Origin of the sequence: Kitasatospora sp. NPDC052868, assembly GCF_044547105.1 — a bacterium.
Classification (GTDB): Bacteria; Actinomycetota; Actinomycetes; order Streptomycetales; family Streptomycetaceae; genus Kitasatospora.
This window is the reverse complement of sequence record NZ_JBITZW010000018.1, coordinates 25,910-45,033: the sequence shown is the minus strand read 5'-3', so window position 1 is coordinate 45,033 and position 19,124 is coordinate 25,910. Positions and strand designations below refer to the sequence as shown.

Annotated in this window: 21 protein-coding genes and 1 riboswitch; of the genes, 6 read left to right on the top strand and 15 right to left on the bottom strand. The window is 74.3% G+C overall.

Features of this window, described 5'->3' with window-relative positions:
• Positions 1-149 precede the first annotated feature (149 nt).
• A complete protein-coding gene (locus ACIGZJ_RS26455) occupies positions 150-581 on the top strand; it encodes a GNAT family N-acetyltransferase (protein WP_396459552.1) in 432 nt (143 codons plus the stop codon).
• 47 nt (positions 582-628) lie between these two features.
• Here the strand turns inward: ACIGZJ_RS26455 and ACIGZJ_RS26450 are convergent, their stop codons facing one another.
• Positions 629-1,540 (bottom strand): sigma-70 family RNA polymerase sigma factor, encoded by a 912-nt coding sequence (locus ACIGZJ_RS26450; protein WP_396459551.1) that lies wholly within the window; start codon positions 1,538-1,540, stop codon positions 629-631.
• Positions 1,541-1,778: 238 nt separating this feature from the next.
• On the opposite strand from ACIGZJ_RS26450, the gene ACIGZJ_RS26445 reads away from it, so the two are divergent.
• Positions 1,779-2,279, top strand: a complete 501-nt coding sequence (locus ACIGZJ_RS26445; protein WP_396459550.1) for a hypothetical protein — start codon at positions 1,779-1,781, stop codon at positions 2,277-2,279.
• Between the two features lie 19 nt (positions 2,280-2,298).
• Here ACIGZJ_RS26445 and ACIGZJ_RS26440 read toward each other — a convergent pair whose 3' ends face one another.
• Positions 2,299-3,108, bottom strand: a complete 810-nt coding sequence (locus tag ACIGZJ_RS26440; protein WP_396459549.1) for an NRDE family protein — start codon at positions 3,106-3,108, stop codon at positions 2,299-2,301.
• Positions 3,109-3,336: 228 nt separating this feature from the next.
• On the opposite strand from ACIGZJ_RS26440, the gene ACIGZJ_RS26435 reads away from it, so the two are divergent.
• Positions 3,337-3,816 carry a carboxymuconolactone decarboxylase family protein gene (locus tag ACIGZJ_RS26435; RefSeq protein WP_396459548.1) on the top strand — a complete coding sequence of 160 codons (480 nt, stop codon included), beginning with the start codon at positions 3,337-3,339 and terminating at the stop codon, positions 3,814-3,816.
• A gap of 11 nt (positions 3,817-3,827) precedes the next feature.
• Complete coding sequence (locus ACIGZJ_RS26430; protein WP_396459547.1) at positions 3,828-4,640, top strand: isocitrate lyase/phosphoenolpyruvate mutase family protein; 813 nt, start codon at positions 3,828-3,830, stop codon at positions 4,638-4,640.
• A gap of 73 nt (positions 4,641-4,713) precedes the next feature.
• Here the strand turns inward: ACIGZJ_RS26430 and ACIGZJ_RS26425 are convergent, their stop codons facing one another.
• From ACIGZJ_RS26425 to ACIGZJ_RS26370, 12 genes are all read right to left on the bottom strand, one after another.
• The gene (locus ACIGZJ_RS26425; protein WP_396459546.1) at positions 4,714-4,971 is read right to left on the bottom strand and encodes a hypothetical protein; all 258 of its coding nucleotides are present in this window, start codon (positions 4,969-4,971) and stop codon (positions 4,714-4,716) included.
• Between the two features lie 68 nt (positions 4,972-5,039).
• Entirely contained in the window at positions 5,040-6,146 is a 1,107-nt protein-coding gene (locus ACIGZJ_RS26420; protein ID WP_396459545.1) for a cytochrome P450, read from the bottom strand.
• Positions 6,110-7,663: a cytochrome P450 gene (locus ACIGZJ_RS26415; protein ID WP_396459544.1), complete on the bottom strand. Its 1,554-nt coding sequence runs from the start codon at positions 7,661-7,663 to the stop codon at positions 6,110-6,112. The genes ACIGZJ_RS26420 and ACIGZJ_RS26415 overlap by 37 nt, the downstream gene beginning before the upstream one ends.
• Positions 7,660-8,250: a GTP-binding protein gene (locus ACIGZJ_RS26410; RefSeq protein WP_396459640.1), complete on the bottom strand. Its 591-nt coding sequence runs from the start codon at positions 8,248-8,250 to the stop codon at positions 7,660-7,662. Before ACIGZJ_RS26410 ends, ACIGZJ_RS26415 begins: the two co-directional genes overlap by 4 nt.
• 61 nt (positions 8,251-8,311) lie before the next feature.
• Positions 8,312-8,659: a DUF742 domain-containing protein gene (locus ACIGZJ_RS26405; RefSeq protein WP_396459543.1), complete on the bottom strand. Its 348-nt coding sequence runs from the start codon at positions 8,657-8,659 to the stop codon at positions 8,312-8,314.
• Positions 8,656-9,069 (bottom strand): roadblock/LC7 domain-containing protein, encoded by a 414-nt coding sequence (locus ACIGZJ_RS26400; protein ID WP_396459542.1) that lies wholly within the window; start codon positions 9,067-9,069, stop codon positions 8,656-8,658. The genes ACIGZJ_RS26405 and ACIGZJ_RS26400 overlap by 4 nt, the downstream gene beginning before the upstream one ends.
• Positions 9,053-10,381 (bottom strand): sensor histidine kinase, encoded by a 1,329-nt coding sequence (locus tag ACIGZJ_RS26395; RefSeq protein WP_396459639.1) that lies wholly within the window; start codon positions 10,379-10,381, stop codon positions 9,053-9,055. Before ACIGZJ_RS26395 ends, ACIGZJ_RS26400 begins: the two co-directional genes overlap by 17 nt.
• 189 nt (positions 10,382-10,570) lie before the next feature.
• Complete coding sequence (locus tag ACIGZJ_RS26390; RefSeq protein WP_396459541.1) at positions 10,571-12,898, bottom strand: SpoIIE family protein phosphatase; 2,328 nt, start codon at positions 12,896-12,898, stop codon at positions 10,571-10,573.
• Positions 12,899-12,970: 72 nt separating this feature from the next.
• Positions 12,971-14,128, bottom strand: a complete 1,158-nt coding sequence (locus ACIGZJ_RS26385; protein WP_396459540.1) for a SpoIIE family protein phosphatase — start codon at positions 14,126-14,128, stop codon at positions 12,971-12,973.
• A gap of 137 nt (positions 14,129-14,265) precedes the next feature.
• Positions 14,266-14,835: a TetR/AcrR family transcriptional regulator gene (locus ACIGZJ_RS26380; RefSeq protein WP_396459539.1), complete on the bottom strand. Its 570-nt coding sequence runs from the start codon at positions 14,833-14,835 to the stop codon at positions 14,266-14,268.
• A gap of 87 nt (positions 14,836-14,922) precedes the next feature.
• Positions 14,923-15,750 (bottom strand): alpha/beta fold hydrolase, encoded by an 828-nt coding sequence (locus ACIGZJ_RS26375; protein WP_396459538.1) that lies wholly within the window; start codon positions 15,748-15,750, stop codon positions 14,923-14,925.
• A 140-nt stretch (positions 15,751-15,890) separates the two neighbouring features.
• The gene (locus ACIGZJ_RS26370; protein ID WP_387940794.1) at positions 15,891-16,181 is read right to left on the bottom strand and encodes a YiaA/YiaB family inner membrane protein; all 291 of its coding nucleotides are present in this window, start codon (positions 16,179-16,181) and stop codon (positions 15,891-15,893) included.
• A gap of 245 nt (positions 16,182-16,426) precedes the next feature.
• Positions 16,427-16,585: riboswitch (cyclic di-AMP (ydaO/yuaA leader) on the top strand.
• A gap of 12 nt (positions 16,586-16,597) precedes the next feature.
• Here ACIGZJ_RS26370 and ACIGZJ_RS26365 point away from each other — a divergent pair.
• The gene (locus ACIGZJ_RS26365; RefSeq protein WP_396459537.1) at positions 16,598-17,458 is read left to right on the top strand and encodes a M23 family metallopeptidase; all 861 of its coding nucleotides are present in this window, start codon (positions 16,598-16,600) and stop codon (positions 17,456-17,458) included.
• Positions 17,459-17,534: 76 nt separating this feature from the next.
• Here ACIGZJ_RS26365 and ACIGZJ_RS26360 read toward each other — a convergent pair whose 3' ends face one another.
• A complete protein-coding gene (locus ACIGZJ_RS26360; RefSeq protein WP_396459536.1) occupies positions 17,535-18,407 on the bottom strand; it encodes a hypothetical protein in 873 nt (290 codons plus the stop codon).
• 43 nt (positions 18,408-18,450) lie between these two features.
• Here ACIGZJ_RS26360 and ACIGZJ_RS26355 point away from each other — a divergent pair, with 43 nt between their 5' ends.
• On the top strand, positions 18,451-19,053 hold the full coding sequence (locus tag ACIGZJ_RS26355) for a GNAT family N-acetyltransferase (RefSeq protein ID WP_396459535.1): 603 nt from the start codon (positions 18,451-18,453) through the stop codon (positions 19,051-19,053).
• Positions 19,054-19,124: the final 71 nt, after the last annotated feature.

Here is a 19,124-nt window from a genome sequence, read left to right as displayed (position 1 = left end):
AGGTCCTGACGCTTGATCAACATCTCGCCCCACAAGGGGTTCGAATGCGGATCAACCGTGCCTCTAGGGGCAGTCTGCCCTGGGGTGCGCCACGGCCCCTGCGGGCAATTCGGTGGCCCGCCCTCCGGCCGGGTTGCTTGGATGCGGCCATGACCACGAACCTCCCCGCCGGCTATGAGATCTCCACCGACCCCGGGCGCCTCGACCGTGCGCTGATCCACCAGTGGCTGTCGTTGGACGCGTACTGGGCCCTCGGGCGCCCCCGGGAGAAGCAGGACCAGGCCATCGCCGGCTCGCTCAACTTCGGGCTCTACGAAGAGACCTCCGGCGCCCAGCGCGGGTACGCCCGCGTGGTCACCGACCAGGCCACCTTCGCCTGGCTCTGCGACGTCTACATCGCCCCCGACGCGCGCGGCAAGGGCCTCGGTACCGCCCTGGCCGCCGCCGTCGGCGACCACCTCGCCCTGTTCGGGCTGCGGCGCGTCCTGCTGGCCACGGCCGACGCCCACGAGGTCTACGCCAAGGTGGGGTTCGCGCCGCTGGAGAAGCCGGAGAAGTGGATGGTCCTGGGGCAGCAGTGAGTGCGCCGTGTGGTGCGGCCCGCCGCCCCACCACACGGCCGTCGGCCTCAGCCGTCGAGGCCGTCCAGCCCGCCGAGGGCGCTGAGGTCGAGCCGGGCGAGGCGCTCCGGGTCGGTGAGGAAGTCGAGGGCGGTGATCCGGTCGCCCTGGATGGTGAAGGACATCACCGAGATCGGGCGGCCCTCCGCCGTCGACACCACGCCCGGCGTGCCGTTGATGAGCACCGGGTACCCGGACTGGGCGAACCGGGCGAAGGTGATCGCCTGCGAGGCCACCTCGGCCGCGCCGCGGCGGACCAGGCTGGGCAGCAGGGCGCCGCCGTCGGAGCGGGCCACGATGTCGGGGTCGAGCAGGGCGACGAGGGCGTCGAAGTCCCCGCCGCGCGCGGCCGAGAGGAAGGCGTCGACGACGGTCCGCCGGCGGGCCAGGCTGGTGTCCGGCGCGGGGGCGGCGCCCTGGACGCGGCGGCGGGCGCGGCTGGCCAGCTGCCGGGTGCCGGCGGGCGTGCGGTCGAGGATGGTGGCGATCTCGTCGAAGGGCACGGCGAACATGTCGTGCAGGACGAAGGCGAGCCGTTCGGCCGGGGCGAGCGTGTCCAGGACGACCAGCAGGGCGATGCCCACCGAGTCGGCGAGGAGTATCTCCTGCTCGGGGTCGAGGCCGTCCGGCCCGCTGATGACCGGATCGGGGAGGCGGACCTGCCCGTCCTGGTCGTGCAGCGGGTCCTCGCGGCGCGAGGCGCGCGAGCGCAGCATGTCCAGGCAGACCCGGCCGACCACGGTGGTCAGCCAGCCGCCGAGGTTCCCGACGTCGGTGGTGTCGGCGCGGTTCAGCTTGAACCAGGCCTCCTGGACGGCGTCCTCCGCCTCGCTGAGCGAGCCGAGCATCCGGTAGGCCACCGCCCGCAGATGGGGCCGGTGTTCCTCGAAGCGCCGTGCCAGGTCGTCCTGCTCGCTCATCCGCCCCATCCTCGTCTTTCGATTCGTCAGTTCACCGACGGACGATAGCCGCAGGGGTTGTGGCGGCCGGAGCGAGGGCGGAGTCGCCGAGGCGGGGGCGGGGCCGATGAGCGCCGCCGCAGCCCGGCTAGCGGCACTAGTAGGGCACTAGCTGGCACTAGCGGGTAGACACGTGGACTAACTGCGTGTCAGTATCGACCTGCCGCCACACGGGCGGCACCAAGGGGAGGCCGATCACATGACGCAGGAAGACTCCGAGTTCATCTGGGTGCCGGTGCCGCGCGAGTTCGTGACGGACGTGTACACCTACATCGGCGAACTCAAGGGGGCCGGGGCGGCCGGCTCGCCGGCGTGGCAGGGCAAGAGCCCGCAGGGCGACGGTCAGTGGCAGCGGGACGCGTGGACCGTCCAGGACCTCCGGCTGCTGGCGGGGGACGGGCGGGACTCGGTCCGGACGGTCGCGGCCATCCTCGACATCCTGGCGAAGCAGCCGACCGAGCGCGTGAGCTACAGCGTCCTGGTGGAGCGGCTCGGCACGGACCGCAAGCAGCTGCGGGGAGCCCTGTCGGCCTTCACCCGGGTCCTGCACAAGCACTACCAGCGGGAGCACTGGCCGATGTGGTGGGTGGAGGCGGCCAGCACCGAGGAGGGGCTCAAGACCGAGTTCTTCTACTGGGTGAGCGAGGCCGTCGCCGCCCGCTGGCGCGAGGCCCGCGGCGAGGCCCCCGTCGAGGGCTGATCCGGCAGTCGGCCCCTGTTCAGCAGGGCGAGCCCACCAGCCCGACCCGGCGCCAGGCCCCCTCGGCCGGCGCCGGGGCCGGGCTGAAGTCGTAGCGGACGCCGTCCGGCCCGAAGGCGAGCAGCGATATCGAGGACGAGCCCCAGATCCGCCCGTCGCCGAACTCGCGGCGCTGGATCAGGGCGGCCGGGGCGTCCGGCTCCAGCCCGTCGCCGGAGACGATCGGCAGCCAGGACCCCCAGGCCTGAGCCGTCTCACCGTCGAGCGGTTCGGGGCGCGCGGCCGTCTCGAACCGGGCCCGGAAGTGCGCGGCGCGGGCGGCCATCACCGAACGGACCAGCTCCGAGGCGGTGCGGTTCTCCGCCATCCCCTCCAGCCCGTCGTTGACCACGATGCTCAGGCCGTTCGGCAGCGCCCGGTCCGCCAGGGCGCCGCCGCCCCAGCTGAGCACCCGCGCCCCGGCGCGCCCGACGAGCACCAGGTGGAACGGGTCGTACCGGGCGAGGTCTACCCCGTCGAGCCCGCCGTCGCGAAGGGCCACCAGCGGCAGCTGCCCGCGCGAGAGGCGGTTCTGCGCCGGGGCCATGGCGCCGAAGCCGTTGAGCAGGCAGGCCGCCGCGGCGGTGGCGCCCCGGTCGCCGGGGGTGCCCGGGGCGACCGCGAGCCAGGTGCCGCCCGCCGCGAGGTCGAGGCCGCCGACCAGCGAGGGGTGGGCGGGCCAGTGGCGGTCCGGCGGGGACCACCGCCGCCCGGCGTACTCGTCCCGGACCGAGAGCAGCAGCACGGGCACGGCCGACGAGGGCTCGATGCTGATGAACGCCGTACACACGGTCTGGTCCCCCTGACCTTGCCCTGCGGGTGACCGGCAGCGCCACCCTGGGAGTGATCCTCGCACGCCTGTTTCCATCGGGGGAGGCGTGCACCCTGCCCTTTGCGCCGCGGCCGTGCCACACTCGGGCGGGTCGGTCCGAGCGGCGCCGGTGCCGCCAAGTGGCCCAAGGATCCATCGTCCAAACGCACCAGGGTGACGGTCCACTCCGCCCCTAGGCTGGCCTGCATGACGACGAACGAGCATGCGAACGGCACCGTGCCCGCCCCCGCGCAGCGGATCTCCCTCCCGGACCTCGCCCCCGACTTCTACAAGGCCATGATCGGCCTGGACCGCGCCGCCCGGAAGGGCGTGGACCCGGTGCTGGCGGAGCTGGTCAAGGTCCACGCCTCGATGATCAACGGCTGTGCGTTCTGCATCGACATGCACTCCACCGACGCCGTGAAGGAGGGCGAGCAGGAGCACCGGCTGCTCAGCCTGCCGGCCTGGCGGGAGACGCCGTGGTTCACCGCCAGGGAGCGGGCCGCCCTCGCGCTGACCGAGTCGGTCACGCTGCTGACCCAGGGCCACGTGCCGGACGCCGTCTACGACGAGGCCGCCGAGCAGTTCGAGCCGGAGGAGCTGGCGCAGCTGATCGCGCTGATCATCGCCATCAACTCCTGGAACCGGATCGGTGTCACCTCCCGGCTCAGCCCGGCCGCGAAGTAGGGGGAACGGCCATGACGTCCACCCAGCAGGAGCTGGCCCTGCGCCTGCGCTCCCTGCACCGCCCGGGCGAGCCGCTGGTGCTCGCCAACGTCTGGGACGCCGCCGGGGCCCGCCTGGTCGCCGCCGCCGGAGCCACGGCCGTCGCGACCGCGAGCGCCAGCATCTCCTGGTCGCTCGGCAGCGCCGACGGTGAGGGCGCCGACCGGGACGAGGTGCTCGCCCGGACGGCGCTGATCGTGCGCTCGGTCGGGCTGCCCGTCACCGCGGACCTGGAGAGCGGCTTCGGCGCGAGCGCCGCCGAGGTCGGCGAGTCGATCACCGCCCTGCTCGCCACCGGCGCCGTCGGCGTCAACCTGGAGGACGCCGACCTGCCCGTCGACGAGGCGGCCGAGCGGATCGCGGCGGCGCGCGCGGCGGCGGACAAGGCCGGCGTCGACCTCTTCGTCAACGGTCGGACGGACGTCTTCCTCCGTGGGATCGGCGCCCCCGAGGGCCGCCTGGACGAGGCCGTCAGCCGACTGCGCCGGTACGTCGAGGCGGGCGCGGACGGGGTGTTCGCCCCCGGTGTCGGCGACCCGGAGACGATCGCCGCCCTGGTCGCGGCCGTTCCGGCGCCGCTGAACGTGCTGGCCGGTCCGGGATCGCCGACCGTCCCGGAGCTGGCCGGGCTCGGGGTGGCCCGGGTCAGCCTGGGCCCCGGCCTGGCCAAGGCGGCGTACGCGGCCGTGCGCCGCGCCGCCGAGGAGGTCTACGGCACCGGTACGTACGCCGCGCTCGACGGCGGGCTCACCTACCAGGAGCTGAACGCCCTCGCCGAGGGGTGACGGGCCGCCGGTCCGAGTGCCCGCGGGGGTGCACCCGGACCGGCCCGCCCGCCGAACCGACCCGCCGCGGGGCCTAGCCGATCTGCCCGCTGAGCCCCGGGTGGGTCATCTGGTTGGTGCCGATCGCCTCCACCTCCTGCGCCAGGTGGCCGGTCACCGGGAGCTTGCCCGCCTCGTGGATGACGAGGTCGGCGGGGGAGAGGGTGAGGCCGCTGGAGAGGCCGTCGAGGGCGTCCGGCGAGGTCGCGGTGGAGGTGGCGGCGGAGGCCGCCGGGGTGGCCAGGGCGAGGCCCGCCATGGTGAGGGCGGCCAGAGTCGCGAGTTTCTTCATGGAACGCCAAACGACCCGGCCGCCCTGAGGTCACCTCACCGACGCGGCGAGTCCCGGCCGCCCGGGCCTCAGCGGGTGACCGGCAGCGTCCGCACGCTGTTGCTGATGAACGACCCGATCGGCTCGCTCGCCGACCCCTCGGCCAGCGCGAGGCCGGGGAACCGCTCGAACAGGAAGCGCAGCGCCGTCTCCGCCTCCAGCCGGGCCAGGCCGGAGCCGAGGCAGAAGTGCGGCCCGTGGCCGAGCGAGAGGTGCCGGTTCGGCCGACGGGTGATGTCGAAGCGGTCGGCGTCCGGGTGGTGCCCGGAGTCCCGCCCCGCGGCCGCGTACGAGGCGATCAGCGCCTGCCCGCGCGGGATGACCACGTCCCCGACCGGGATGTCCTCGATCGCGTAGCGCAGCGGGAACTGGCCGACCGGCGAGTCGTACCGCAGCGTCTCCTCGACCACCGCGGACCACGGCTGCCCGCCGTCCAGCACCAGCCGCAGCTGCTCGGGGTGGGCGAGCAGGGCGCGGACGGCGTTGGTGATCAGGTTCAGCGTGGTCTCGTGCCCGGCGACCAGCATCAGCAGCAGCGTGCCGACCAGCTCCTGCTCGCTGAGGCGGTCCTCCGACTCCCGGGCGGCGATCAGGTCGGTGGTGAGGTCGTCCCCCGGCTCGGCGCGCTTGCCGGCCACTACCGAGGCGAGCAGCGCGTGCAGGCCCTGCTGGGCGGCGACGGCGGCCTCGGGGGTGGCGGAGCTGGAGACCAGCGTGTTCGACAGCTCGTGCAGCTCGTCCTGCTGCCGCTCGGGCAGGCCGAGCAGCTCGCCGATGACCTGCATCGGCAGCGGGTAGGCGAAGTGCTCGCGCAGGTCGAACTCGCCCTCCAGCTCGGCGACCCGGTCGAGCAGGGCCACCGCCCGGGCCTCGATGGCCGGTTGCAGCTCGGCTATCCGGCGGGGCGTGAACGCCTGGGTGACCAGCCCGCGCAGCCGGCGGTGGTGGTCGCCGTCGGCCGTCACCATGCCCGGCACGGTGACGAAGTTCAGCAGCGGCCAGCCCTGCGGCAGCCGGCCCTCGGTGAAGGTGCTCCACAGCTGCGGGTTCTTGCCGACGCGCGGGTCGGCGAGCAGCTCCTGGAGGGTGTCGTGGTGGGTTATCGCCCAGACCACCACCCCGCCAGGGAGTTCCACCAGGACCGCAGGCCCGGCCGCTCGGAGTCGGGCGTTCTCTCCGTGCTGGTCGCGCCCGAAGGGGTCGAGTCGGATGGGCTGGAGGCCGGATCGGTCGAGGTCGGCTGCGGCGGTGTCCATGAAGGCCTCTCGGGAGCTGGCGGACGGGGTGGGGTGAAGGCGCTGTAGAGCACCGGCAGGCTGACCAGGGCCCGCGACCAGGGCGACGGCCGCCAGGCCAGTTCGCCCGGCGGGACGGCGAGTTGGAGGTCCGGCAGCCGGTGCAGCAGGGTCTCGACGGCGGTCTCGACGATGATCCGGGCCGGGTGCTGGGCCGGGCAGACGTGCCGGCCCGCACCCCAGGCCAGGTGGGCCCGGTTGCCGCCGAGGGTGCCGTGGCCGGGGAGGGCGCCGTGGCCCGGCAGGGCGCCGCCCTGGGCGGCCGGGTCGGCGTTGGCCGCGGCCAGGCCGAGCACCAGCATGTCGCCCTCGCTGATGTACTGCCCGCCGAGGACGGTGTCGCCGGTGGCCCACCGGCCGGGGAAGTTCTGCGTCGGCGGGTCGCGCCAGAGCACCTCCTCCAGCGCGTCGGCGACGGTGAGCCGGCCGCCGGTGAGGGTGGCCCGGAAGCGGCGGTCGGTGAGCAGCAGCCGCAGGGTGTTCCCGGTCCAGTTGATGGTGGTCTCGTTGCCCGCGACCATCATCACCACCAGGTGGTGCACGGCCTCCTCGTCGGACAGCGCGGCCGGGTGGGCGAGCAGCCAGGAGGTGAGGTCGGCGCTCGGGGCGCTGCGGCGGCGCTGGACGAGGTCGACCAGGAGGGCCTGGAACTCCGCGTTGGCCCGCACCGACTTCTCGCTGCTGTCCACGAAGTGGCTGATCAGCTCGATCAGCCGGGGGCCGGCCTCGGCGGGCAGGCCGAGCAGCCGGGTGAAGACCAGCAGCGGCAGCCGGCGGGCGTACTGGGCGATCAGGTCGGCGGTGCCGTCCGGGCCCCAGCTGTCGATCAGGGCGTCGGCGGCGGCCTCGGCGGTCTCGCGCAGCTGGCGGTGGTCGATCTGGGCGAGGGTGTCGGCGACGGCGGCGCGCAGCCGCTGGTGCTCGGCGCCGTCCAGGTTGAGCAGGGTGGGCCGCCAGGAGGTCATCGGCAGGAGCCGGGAGTCGGCGGCCAGCCGGCCCTCCTTGGGCACCTTCCAGCGCCGCGAGTCCTTGGAGAACAGCGCCTCGTTGCGGGTGAGTTCGAGCAGTTCGGGGTAGCCGACCACCAGCCAGGCCTCGACCCCGGGCTCCAGCTCGATCGGGGCGACGGGGCCGTACTGGGCGCGCAGCCGGGCGTACAGGCCGTGCGGGTCCTCGGCGACGGCCGCGCCGTACAGCGGGGTGTACGGGCCCGGACCGGGCGGCGCGACGTGCGCCGGGCAGCCCGGCGGGGGCCCGGCGTGGCGGGGGGCCCCGGCGTGCGGTGCGGTGCCGTGCGGTGCGGTGCCGTGCCCAGCGGTGTCGTGCGCGGCGGCGGTACCGGGCTCGGGAGTCGTCATCGCTGGAGCTCCAGTACGGCGGTCGAGTGCAGATGGCCGACGAAGTCGATCAGCAGGTCGTACGCGGCCCGGCGGTCCCGGGCGTCGCAGAACAGGATCGGCACGTCGGGCAGCAGGTCGAGGGCGGAGCGCAGCTCCTCCTCGGGGTAACTCGGCGAGTCCGGGAAGGTGTTGACGGCCACCGCGAAGGGGATGCGCTGCTCCTCCAGTCGGCCGAGCACGTCGAAGCTCTCGTCCGGGCGGCGCAGGTCGACCATGGCGATGGCGCCCAGCGCGCCCTGCGCCAGGTCGTCCCAGAGCGGCCGGAACCGCTGCTGGCCGGGGGTGCCGAAGAGGTACAGGGCGAGCCGGGGGTTGAGCGTGATCCGGCCGAAGTCCAGGGCGACCGTGGTGGTGGTCTTGCCGCTGTGCCCGGTGAGGTCGTCGACGCCGCTGCTGGCGGCGGTCATCGTCTCCTCGGTGCGCAGCGGGGTGATCTCGCTGAGCGACCCGACCAGGGTGGTCTTGCCGACCCCGAACGGGCCGGTGACCAGGATCTTCACCGCGCCCCGGACGGACGGGGGCAGGTACTGCGGCTCGGCCGGCAGGCCCTCGGCGGACCGGTCGGCGGCCAGGCCCTCGGCGGACCGCGCTTCGGTGGACCGCGGCTCAGCGGAGTTGGCGGAGGCCAACGAGCACCTCTTCCAGGAGGGTTGCGGGCAGGCGTTCGGCCTGCGGTACGGGCGGGAGCACCTGGAGGGCGCCGAGGTCCCAGAGGTCGCCGACCAGCACCTTGACGACGCCGAGCGGCAGTCCGAGGTGGGCGGCGACCTCCGCGATCGACAGCAGGCTGCGGCAGAGGTCGAGGATGCGCTGGTGCTCGCGGTTGAGCAGGGCGTGCTCGGGGAGTTCGGGCCGGTCGGGCAGCGCGCTGACGAGGCTCTCGACGGCGAGCGCGGCCCGGGTGGGGCGGCTGCGGCCACCGGTGATCACATAGGGCCGGACCGGCCCGCTCACCGTTCGCCCCCCGCCGCGTGGTCGACCCGCGGCGGGCTGGTGAGATGGGCGCCGATCCGCTCGACCAGGACCTGCATCTGGTAGGCGACCAGGCCGGCGTCGACGGCCTCGCCGGTCACCACGGCCAGGTGGGCCCCGGCCCCGGCGGCGACGATGAAGAGGTAGCCGCCGCCGTACTCGATGATGATCTGCCGGGTGGCGCTGCCGCGGCCGCCGAAGCCCTGGGCGACGCCGCGGGCCAGCGACTGCAGGCCGGAGCAGGCGGCGGCGAGCCGTTCGGCGTCGTCGCGCACGATCCCCGGGGTGCGGCCGATCTCCAGGCCGTCGTTGGACACCACGACGGCGTGCTGGACCTCGGGGACGGAGACGATGTCGGCGAGCAGCCAGCCGAGATCAGGGGTGGTGGTCATGGAACTCTCCGGAGCGCTGGGGAAGCTGGGGGGAAGCGGGGAAGAAGGGATCGGTGTGGGCCTGGGCCCGGGCGGCCGACCGGCCGCTGGCGGTGCCGGCCTGGAAGTTCGCCATGAACGCCTGGGCCTGCGGGGCCGACCGGTACGGCGGGGCGGGCGGGGGCTCGGCGGCGGTTGTGCGGGCGGTGCGGGCGGCGGGGTCGCGCCGGTGGCTCCGCCGGGGCAGCGGCGGTGGTGCGGTGGGGGCGGTCGCGGGGGAGCCGCCGGTCGGCGGGACCTCCAGGAGCGGGTGCGCGGCGGCCGGGGGGTAGCCGGCCTCCGGCGGGTAGCCGGTCGCGGGGGCGGCCGGGAAGTGCGGCGGTACGGCCCGGTGGGAGCCGGGCGTGAAGGCCAGGTCGTCGGGGCCGAGGCCTGGAACGGTCGGTGGGAGCGGCTCGGTGAGCAGCGCGTTCGGCAGCAGCACCACGACCCGGACCCCGCCGTACGGGGAGGGCGCGGAGCTGAGGGTGACCCGGAACCCGTACTGCTCGGCGAGCCGGCCGACCGCGGCGAGGCCCAACTGCGGTACCTCGCCGAGGCGGGAGACCTCCAGCGCGGTGCCGCCGGCCAGCGCGGAGGCCGCCTTGGCGACGGCCTGCTCGGGCATGCCGACCCCGCCGTCGTCGATCTCGACGACGACGCCGTTGTGGACGGGCATCAGGGTGACGAACACCTGGGTGCTGGGCGGGGAGTAGCGGGTGGCGTTGTCCAGCAGTTCGGCCACGGCGTGGATCAGTGCCTCGGCGGCGGCGCCGACCACGGCGGTCTCGATCCGGCTGCGGACCACCACCCGCTGGAAGGGCAGGATGCGCGACTGGGCGCCGCGCACCACGTCCTCCAACGGGACGGGCTCGGGCCAGTGCCGGCCGGCCCGGGCGCCGCAGAGCACGGCCAGGGTCTGGGCGAGACGGGCCTGTTGGGCGGCGGCGTGGTCGGCCTTGAGCAGGCCCTCCAGCAGGGCCGGGTCGTCGTGGGTGCGCTCCATCTCGTCCAGCAGGGCCTGCTGGTCGTGCGCCATGACGAGGATCCGGCGGGCCACGCTGAGGAAGGCCCGCTGGGTGGAGGCGTTGAGCTCCTGCTCCTGTTGGACGGCGGCCAGTTCGGTGCCGCGTCGGTTCAGCTCGGTGCCGAGCTGCTCCTGGAGGCGGGCGAGTTCGCGCTGCTGCCGGTCGGCCCGGTGGCGCTGGGTGGCGGCGACCGCGCGGTAGCGGGCGGCGGCCAGCAGGGCGAGGGCGGCAAGTACGCCGGTTGCCGTTGCGCACCACTGAGTCATCGTCACGCGGCGAATTCTAGGGTGATGATCCTACGAAGGTGTGAACGGATCTCGCCAACTGACCGGATCTCGTCAATATCCCGTCAATGCGGCGTCAACCAGACATCCTTCGGGCCGAACGGCCTGCCCCATCTGCCCGACCGGCCACCCCGCCGGGAAGCCTGGAACCCGCGACCGCGCCGACGGCCGTCAGTGCTGCTCCGCCGACATCCGGTGCAGCAACAGCAGCGCGACATCGTCCGGGCGCGAGCGCCGCTCGGTCACGTTGAGGGTGAGCAGGTCGGCGAGCCGCTCCAGCGCGGTCACCGCGCCGACACCGACCGGACCGGTCTGACGGGCCCACAGCTCCAGGCCGCCGAGCATCCGCTGCACCGACTCGTCGTAGTCCTCCTCGCGGTCCTCGACCAGCCCGTCGGTGTAGACGAGCAGCGTCTCGCCCGGCGCCAGGTGCCCGACCGTCAGCTGGTACGGCTCCCCCGGGTCCACCCCCAGCGGCGGACCGCCCGGCAGCTCCAGCTCGACCGCCTTGGCATCGGCGATCCGCACCGGCGACGGGTGCCCGGCGCGGGCCGCCTGCAAGGTCCCGTCGGCCGGGTCGAGGGTCAGGTACAGACAGGTCGCGAAGAGCTCGGTGTCCAGTTCGGACAGCAGCCGGCTGGTCCGGGCCAGGGTCGCGGCCGGGTCGTGGCCGTCCGTGGCGTAGGCCCGCAGACCGCTGCGCAGCTGGCCCATCACCGCGGTGGCCTCGGCGTTGTGCCCCTGGACGTCGCCGATCACCAGGCCGACCCGGCCGTCCGGCAGCCGCAGCAGGTCGTACCAGTCGCCGCCGATCTGCATGCCCTCGGTGCTGGGCAGGTAGCGGGCGGCGCTGGCGAGCCCGGGCAGCCGGGGCAGGGTGCGCGGCAGCATCGCCCGCTGCAGCTCGGTGGCCCGGTGGTGGTGCGTGTCGTAGAGCCGGGCGCGCTCCAGGGACTGCGCGAGGATGCCGGCGAAGGCCGAGTACAGGGTGCGGTCCTCGCGGCTGAAGGCCCGCTCGGTGGCGAAGGTGATCAGGCAGGACCCGACCTGCCGGCCGGAGGCGACCAGCGGCAGGACGGCCCAGGCGGCCGGGGTGAGCGGTCCGGTCCCGTCGGCGTCCCCTGCTGCTTCCGCCCGGCCGTCGGCGCTCCCGTCGGCGTTCCCGTAGACGCGCCCGTCGGCGGGCCGGGGCTCGCTGAACAGCGGGGTCGAGCGGGTCAGCGCGTGCTGCATGACCCCCTCGGAGAGGTCGGCCAGCCTGGTCAGCTCGGTGCGGCGCGGGCCGCCGTAGACGGTGTGCGAGACGGGCAGCAGCCGGCCCTCGTCCACCAGGTCGAGCACGATGCTGGCGGCGCCGAGCGCGGGCCGGGCGACATCGGTGACGGCCGTGGTGACGTCCCGGACGGTGACCGCCCGGGACAGCGACCGGGTGAGGGCGAGCAGCAGCGCCGAGCGGGCCCCGGCGGCGCCGGCGCCACCCGGCTCGGCCGTGGGCGGCGGGTGCTCCTCGGGCGCGCGGACCCGGTCCAGGTCGGCCAGCAGGCCGGCGATCCGGACCGGCCGGCCGTGCACGTCGAGCATCACCTCGCCGGTCTCCTCGATCCGGATCACCCCGCCGCCGCGGCGCGGTACCCGGTAGAGCAGCCGGTAGGGGCCGCCGGTGGCGAGCGCCTCGGCCAGGGCGGCCTGGACGTCGGGCAGGTCCTCGGGGTGGACCAGCCGGTCCAGCTCGGGCGCGGTACCGGGCCCGTCCTCCGGCGCCGGACGGCCGACCACCCGGTAGGCCTGGGCGTCCCAGAAGCTCTCGCCGGTGACCAGGTCGCGCTCGAAGGCGCCGTGCCCGGCGGAGCGGACGGCGAGCGAGAGCATCGGGTGGGCGAGCCCGGCGGTCCGGTCGGTGTCGGGCGCGCCCACCCGGACCGTGCGGTTCGTGCCCGGCTCCGCGCCGGCGTGGTCGAGCAGATGGGCGAGCCGGTGCGCACAGGCGTCGCCGAGGGTCTCCAGGACGTCCAGGTCGCGGCGCGGCACGGTGCCCCGGTGGGCCAGCGCGAGGGCGAGCACGCCGAGCGGCTGCTCGTCGACGATCATCGGCAGGGTGATGATGGCGACCATGCCGGTGCCCATGCCGGTGTTGCGGTTGGGGTAGTCGACGCTGGTGCGCTCGGGGCTCAGCAGATAGGGGCGGCGCAGTCGCAGGGCCATCGCGGCGGGGAGGTCGCTCGCCGGGTCGACGACGCCGTAGCGCTCATGGGCCCAGTCGGGCAGGCCGTGGGAGGCGGTGAGCCGGAGCATTCCGGCGGAGTCCAGCAGGTAGAACGCGGAGCCCTCGCCGGTGATCCAGTTCGGACCCTCGGCGAGGACGGTGCCGAGGAGTTCGGCGGCGGTGGTGCACCCGAGCAGTAAGCGCACGCAGCGCATCGCCGTGCGCGCGGTGGGGCTGCTGCGCGGGGTCCGGCTCTCGTCCTCGGAGGGGGGGAGCCATGGCGAGGTCAGGTCCATCGGGATACCCGGCCTTTCCGCTCCGAGGGGGTGGGTGTCCTAGCGGGTCCTTAATTCTTAATAGCTTATTTCTTATGTCGGGGAATGGTGGCCCAGGCGGCGTACCAGCACCAGGGTCCGGTCGTCGGCCACATTCCGGGCGACCGTTCGCACCAGCCGGTCCGCGGCGCCCCGGGCGGAGTGCCGCAGCGCCGCCCCCGGGGCCCGGAGCACCGGCTCGGCGGCGGTCAGCAGCCGGTCGACCCCCTCGTCCAGATCGCGGCCCGGGACCTCCACCACGCCGTCGCTGAACAGCAGCAGCGCGTCCCCGGGGCCGAGGCGTCCGCCGCTCGCGGGGTAGGGCACGTCGGCGAGCAGGCCGAGCGCCGGGCCGCCCGGGGCCGACACCTGCCAGCTGCCGCCGCCGGCCCCGCGGTACTGCGCGGGCGGCGGGTGGCCGGCGTTGAACAGCCGGTAGCGGCCGGTCGCCGGGTGCAGGGCGAGGTGGACGGCGGTGGCGAAGTCGTCCTCCCAGCCCATCCGGATCAGGTGGTCGTTGGCGGCGGGCAGGAACTCCTCCGGCGGGACTCTTCCGAGCAGCATCGCGAAGGCGCCGGAGAGGTGGGTGGAGCGGGCGGCGGCCCGGCTGCCCTTGCCGGAGACGTCCACCAGCAGCAGCTCCAGCAGGTCCTGTTCGGGGCGGTGGGTGCAGAGCAGGAAGTCACCGGAGAAGGAGTTCCCGCCGACCGGTGCGAGCGCGCCGTCGAAGTGCCAGTCGCGCAGGCGGTCGGGCAGCCGGCCCAGGGTCCGGGTGTGCTCGGCGAGCTCCAGCAGCATGGAGTCCCCGCGGGTGCCGCGCAGGCCCAGCCGGTCGCGGAAGCGGTTGGCCGTCAGGACGGTCGCGCCGGTCGCGGCGAGGACGATCGTCACGCCGACCCGCACCCCGTGCGGGTGGTGCACCACCGCGCTCAGCGCACTGCCGGTGAGCGCCGCGCAGACCAGCACCAGCAGCCGGCCCCGCCGCAGCACCAGCCCGCCCACGACCAGCGGCAGCACCATCGAGGACGGCGGCCAGCTCTTCGGCGCCGCGATCGCGAGGCCGCTCAGGAGCACGGTCAGGGCGAGCATCGCCAGCAGTGCGTTCCGCTCGGCCGTCCGGTCCCCGTCCAGCAGCCGTCCGCTCCAGCGCCCGAGGGCGCCGCCCAGCGGGAACACCCGTGGTCGGCGCGGCCTCGCCTTCGGTGCGGGCACGTCGACCTCCGCCTCGGGGTGGGCGGTCGCGGGTCGTGACCACCTGTGAGCCGGGCCAATCTAACCCGTCTTGCCCGATTGGTGGCGATTGACTGTTCGAAACACACCAGAGGTTCCGCCGGTGTCCGGGCGGCGGGTCAGGGCCGGGGCCAGCTGCGCAGACCGCTGGTGAGGACGGTGATCAGCCGGTCCTGGGTGGTGGCCAGGTCCTCGGAGAGCTGGAAGGCGCCGCCGATGGACAGCGAGGCGAAGCCGTGGGCGAGCGAGCGGACGGTGCGCGCGGCGTGGATCGCCTCGGAGCCGCCCAGGCCGTACTCGCGCAGCACCGCCACGATCACCCCGACCAGCCGCGCGGCCGCCCGGGTCAGCTCGTCGTCCGGCTGCGGGGCCTGCGGCAGCGCGGAGTAGCGGTGCGGATGCTCGGTGGCGTACCCGTGGTAGGCGCGCAGGACGGCGGCGACGGCGTCGTCCCCGCCCCGGCCGAGGGCGGCCTCGGCGAGGCGGTCGGCCAGTTCCTGGGTGACCCGGACGGCGATCAGTCGGCGAAGCTCGGCGAGGCCGCCGCTGACGTGCTTGTACAGCGAGGGGGTGGCCACGCCGGCCCGGGCGGCCACGGCGGCCAGGGTGAGGGCCTCGGGGCCCTGCTCGTCGATCAGGGCGAGGGCGTGGTCGACGACCTGCTCGGGGGTCAGTCCGACTCGGGGCATGTGCGGTCTCCGTACCGGGGGAGTGGGCTCGGAAGGGGTGGGGCGGGGGCGGGGCGGGCGGCCGTGACGGTCGGCGCCGGGGGCGGCTCAGGCCAGTTCGGCGAGGAAGGGCAGCAGGGCGTCGGCGGTGGCCTGCGGCTGGTCGGCCATCGGGTAGTGCCCGGCTCCCTCGATCATCACCTTGCGGGCGTGCAGCGCCGCGGCCTGCCGGTCGGCGACCAGCTCCGGCTTGGGGAAGTCGGGGTCCTTGCTGCCCATCACGACCAGCGCCGGGCACTGCACGGCGGCGCTCCAGCCGGTCGGTGCGGAGTCCCCGTGCACATAGCCGCGGGTGGCGGCCTTGCGGCCCGGGGTGCGCATGGCGGCGACCAGTCCGTCGACGTAGGCGTCGAAGTCGGCCGGCTTGGCGCCGGGGTAGGCCATCTTGCGGTGGTAGAGGCCCCAGAACGCGGGCGAGTGCACCAGCAGCGCGCCCATCACGCCGAAGGCGGCGCGCTGCAGGGCGTTCGGCGGCAGGTTCTCGATGAAGGCGTCCAGCAGGACGATCCCGGCGACCCTCCCGGGGGCGTCCCCGGCGACCTTGACCACGCTGGCACCGCTGTACGAGTTGCCGGCCAGGACGGCGCGCTCGATGCCCAGGTGGTCGAGCAGCGCGATGACGTCGGTGGCGATCGCGGCGGGCGAGTAGTCGTCCCAGGCGATCGAGGACTCGCCGAAGCCGCGCAGGTCCATGGTGATCACCCGGCGGCCCGCGGCGGTGAGCAGCGGGCGCAGGTGGCGGTACGCGGTCCGGCTGTCGAGCATCCCCGGCAGGAGGACGACCGGGGCGCCGTCGCCCTGCACGGTGTCGTCGTACGCCAGCCGGCCGCCGGGAACGTCGAGGAACTGCGTGGTGGGGGTGTTGGAGCCGGTCATCGTGGGCCTCCTCGGTCCGCCGTGCGCGTCATCGGCGGTTCTGCCGATAGCCATAAAGCTAAGGCTAATAGCCTTAGCCGTCAAGCTATCGACCGAGGAATCTTTCGGGTGAGCCTCCGTCCCGGGCGGTCCCGGGCGGCTCAGACCCCCTCCACCTTGAACGGGTCGTGCTCGCTGAGCAGCTTCTCCAGTCGGGCCTGGTCCACCCGGGTGACGATCTCGTTGGTCTCCTGCCGGTCCCGGATCACCTTGGCCAGGGTGAACGAGGAGGTGACGGTGTAGAGCAGGCCCAGTCCGAGGAAGGCCCGCGTCCAGGCGTCGACCGGGAGGTAGGCGATCCCGATCGCGAGGGCGACGCCGGACAGGGCGAAGGACAGGACGGCCTGGATGTAGTACGCGGACGTGGTGCGCGACTGCACGGGTGCGTTCATGGCGCCAGGATGGTGGCGCCGGGGCGCGCCGCACATGAGTAGAAGTACTCAACCCGGCGTCCGTTCGTTGACGTCTCATCACGTTCGGTAGTGTCAGTTGTGCTCAAGCCTCACAAATCGCCCATCAGGCCACGTACTGCCCGGGCGGTCTCAGGTCGTCCCATCCGGATGGCTTGGAATCAGGGGCTCCTAGGATTAACGTTTGATAACGCAGCGCGGTCGGCAACGCCGTACCCAGACGGCACCGTGCGCCGTCGCCTAATCCCGACGACCCGCCTCCGGGCAGGTCAGGGAGCCGGGGAACCATGTTCCTTGGGGTGAATCGGCCAGGCCCAGGCCCGGCCGTAGGAGACCTTCCTGCTCCGAACCCGTCAGCTAACCCGGTAGGCGCGAAGGAAGGAAAGGAGCGCGCCTCCGTGGCGTCGACGCACTCTCCGGCACACCTGCCCGGCTCCGGCTCGGGCACCCAACTGCTCGACCACCCCTGGCCGCCCGCCCACGGCGGCGGATACGGCGGCCCGGCCGACGAGCACGCCCCGCAGCCCGCCGACACCAACCGGCACCGGATGCCCCGCCAGACCCGCGGGACCGCGCCGCTGCTCGGCGTCACCGCCGTCGCCGCCACCCTCGGTGCCACCGGCTTCGCCTCCGCCACCCCGGCCGCGGCGCCCGCCATCGAGACCCCGGACGAGGCCCCGGTCGCGCTCTCCGCGGACCCGGGCCTCGCGCTCGCCGCCCGCATCCAGCAGCAGGCCGACAGCCAGCGCACCGCCGCCGACGAGACCGCCCGCCTGCAGGCCGCCAAGGAGGCGGAGGCCAAGCGCGCCGCCCAGCAGGTGGAGGCCAGGCTCGCCGCCGAGGCCGCCGAGAAGGCCAAGCTCGCCGCCGTCAACCTGCCGGTGCGCGACTACAACCTCTCCGCCCACTACGGCCAGAGCGCCTCCTACTGGGCCCACCTGCACACCGGCCTGGACTTCGCCGCCGACACCGGCACCCCGGTGTACGCGGTCGGCCAGGGCACCATCACCTCGGCCGGCTGGTCCGGCTCGTACGGCTACCGGATCGTCGAGACGCTGCCCGACGGCACCGAGATCTGGTACTGCCACCTCTCCTCGATCATCAAGGGCTCCGGCAAGGTCGTCCCCAACCAGCAGATCGGCAAGGTCGGTGCCACCGGCAACGTGACCGGCCCGCACCTGCACCTGGAGGTCCGCCCCGGCGGCGGCGCCCCGGTCGACCCGGAGACCTGGTTCGAGCAGCGCGGCATCACGCCCTGAGGCAGGGCCCCCTACGGTCGAAGGCGCCCCGGTCCACTGCGGACCGGGGCGCCTCGCTGTTCCGGGGGCGGCCGCGCTACTCCTGGGGCAGCCGCGCCAGGTAGGCGTCGATCTCCTCCTGCCCCGGCTCCGGCGCCAGCTCAGGGAACTCCGTCACCAGCAGCTGCGCCAGCCCAGGCACCGTCCACTCGCCCGACAGCTCCAGCGCCACCTCGACCGCGGCCTCCTCGAACGCGCCGAAGTCCCCGGCGAGCTCGTCCGGCATCGGGCGGCCCAGCGCGTTCAGCGCCGCCAGGTTGCGGTAGCTGCGCCGCATCAGGCCCTGCTCCAGCAGCCGCCGGGCGCCGTCGGTGGCCATCCCGACCGTCAGCATCCGGGCCTCGCCCCAGCCCTCCTCGTCCAGCTCGTCCAGCCACCCGGCCTCGGCCAGCGCGGCGTAGGCGGCCGACCGCTCCTGCGGCGCCAGCTCCCGGAACGCCTCCAGCCAGGCCCGCACCGCCGCGTCGTCCGCCACGTCCACCCCGGCGGCGTGCAGCAGCAGCGCGTACAGCCGCGGCCAGGTCACCAGGTCGGCCCGGCGCAGCAGACCGGTCGCCACCTCGCCCTGCCACTCGGCCTCGGCGTGCAGCCGCTCCTGCCGCTTGGCGTTCAGCCGCTTCGCCGCCCGCTGGTGGTCGACCAGCAGCCGGACCGCCTCGCCGTACGCCAACGGGTCCTGCTCCGGCGCGGGTTGGACGTACAGGTACAGCCGCTCGACCAGCAGCTGCTCCACCGCGTCCGAGGTCAGCTCCGGCCAGCCGTCGCGCATCCTGCCCTCGCCCAGCTCCAGCAACGCCAACACCGTCCGCAGCGGCTCCTCGCCCACCGGGTCGCGGCCTTCCGCCTCCGCCCAGGCGAGCAGCTCGGCGGCCTTGGTGCGCGGGGCGAGCCGCAGGTCTTCTTCTTCCATGTCACGTACGGTAACCGGTAAGCGGCGGGTAGGGTCGGCAGGCATGGTCCCCGTACGACTCACCGGCCCCCGGCTGGCCATTCGCGAGTTCCACCACACGCCGGGCGACACCGACGCCCTGCACGCGGTCTTCGGCGACCCGGAGACCACCCGCTACCTCCCCTTCGAACCCCGGGACCGGGAGAGCTGCGCCGACCAGATCGAGCAGTACCTGGAGGAGGCGCTCAAGGACGAGCGGACGGTCTACCGCCTCGCCGTCACCCCGGCCGCGGCCGAGGGCGAGGACGGCGACGACGACGCCGCCCCGATCGGGATGGCCGCCCTCACCCTCGGCGACCACCGCTCCGCCTTCCTCGGCTACGCGCTGCGCCGCGACACCTGGGGCAACGGCTACGCGGGCGAGATCACCGGACTGCTCTGCGACTTCGCCTTCGGCGCCCTGGGCCTGCACCGGCTGGCCGCCCGGGTCGACGTGGACAACGCCCCCTCCTGCCGGGTGCTCACCCGGGCCGGCTTCCAGCTGGAGGGCCGGATCCGGCACGACCTGTACCTGCGCGGCACCTGGTACGACTCCTTCCAGTACTCCCTGCTGGCCGGGGAGTGGACCGGGGCGGGGACGGGGGCGGGGACCGGGGCGGGGGGTTAACCCCACCCACGGTTCGGCGGGGAGCCGGATGTCCGGCGGGAGCGCCTTTTGACAGGCTTCAGGGGTCAGTA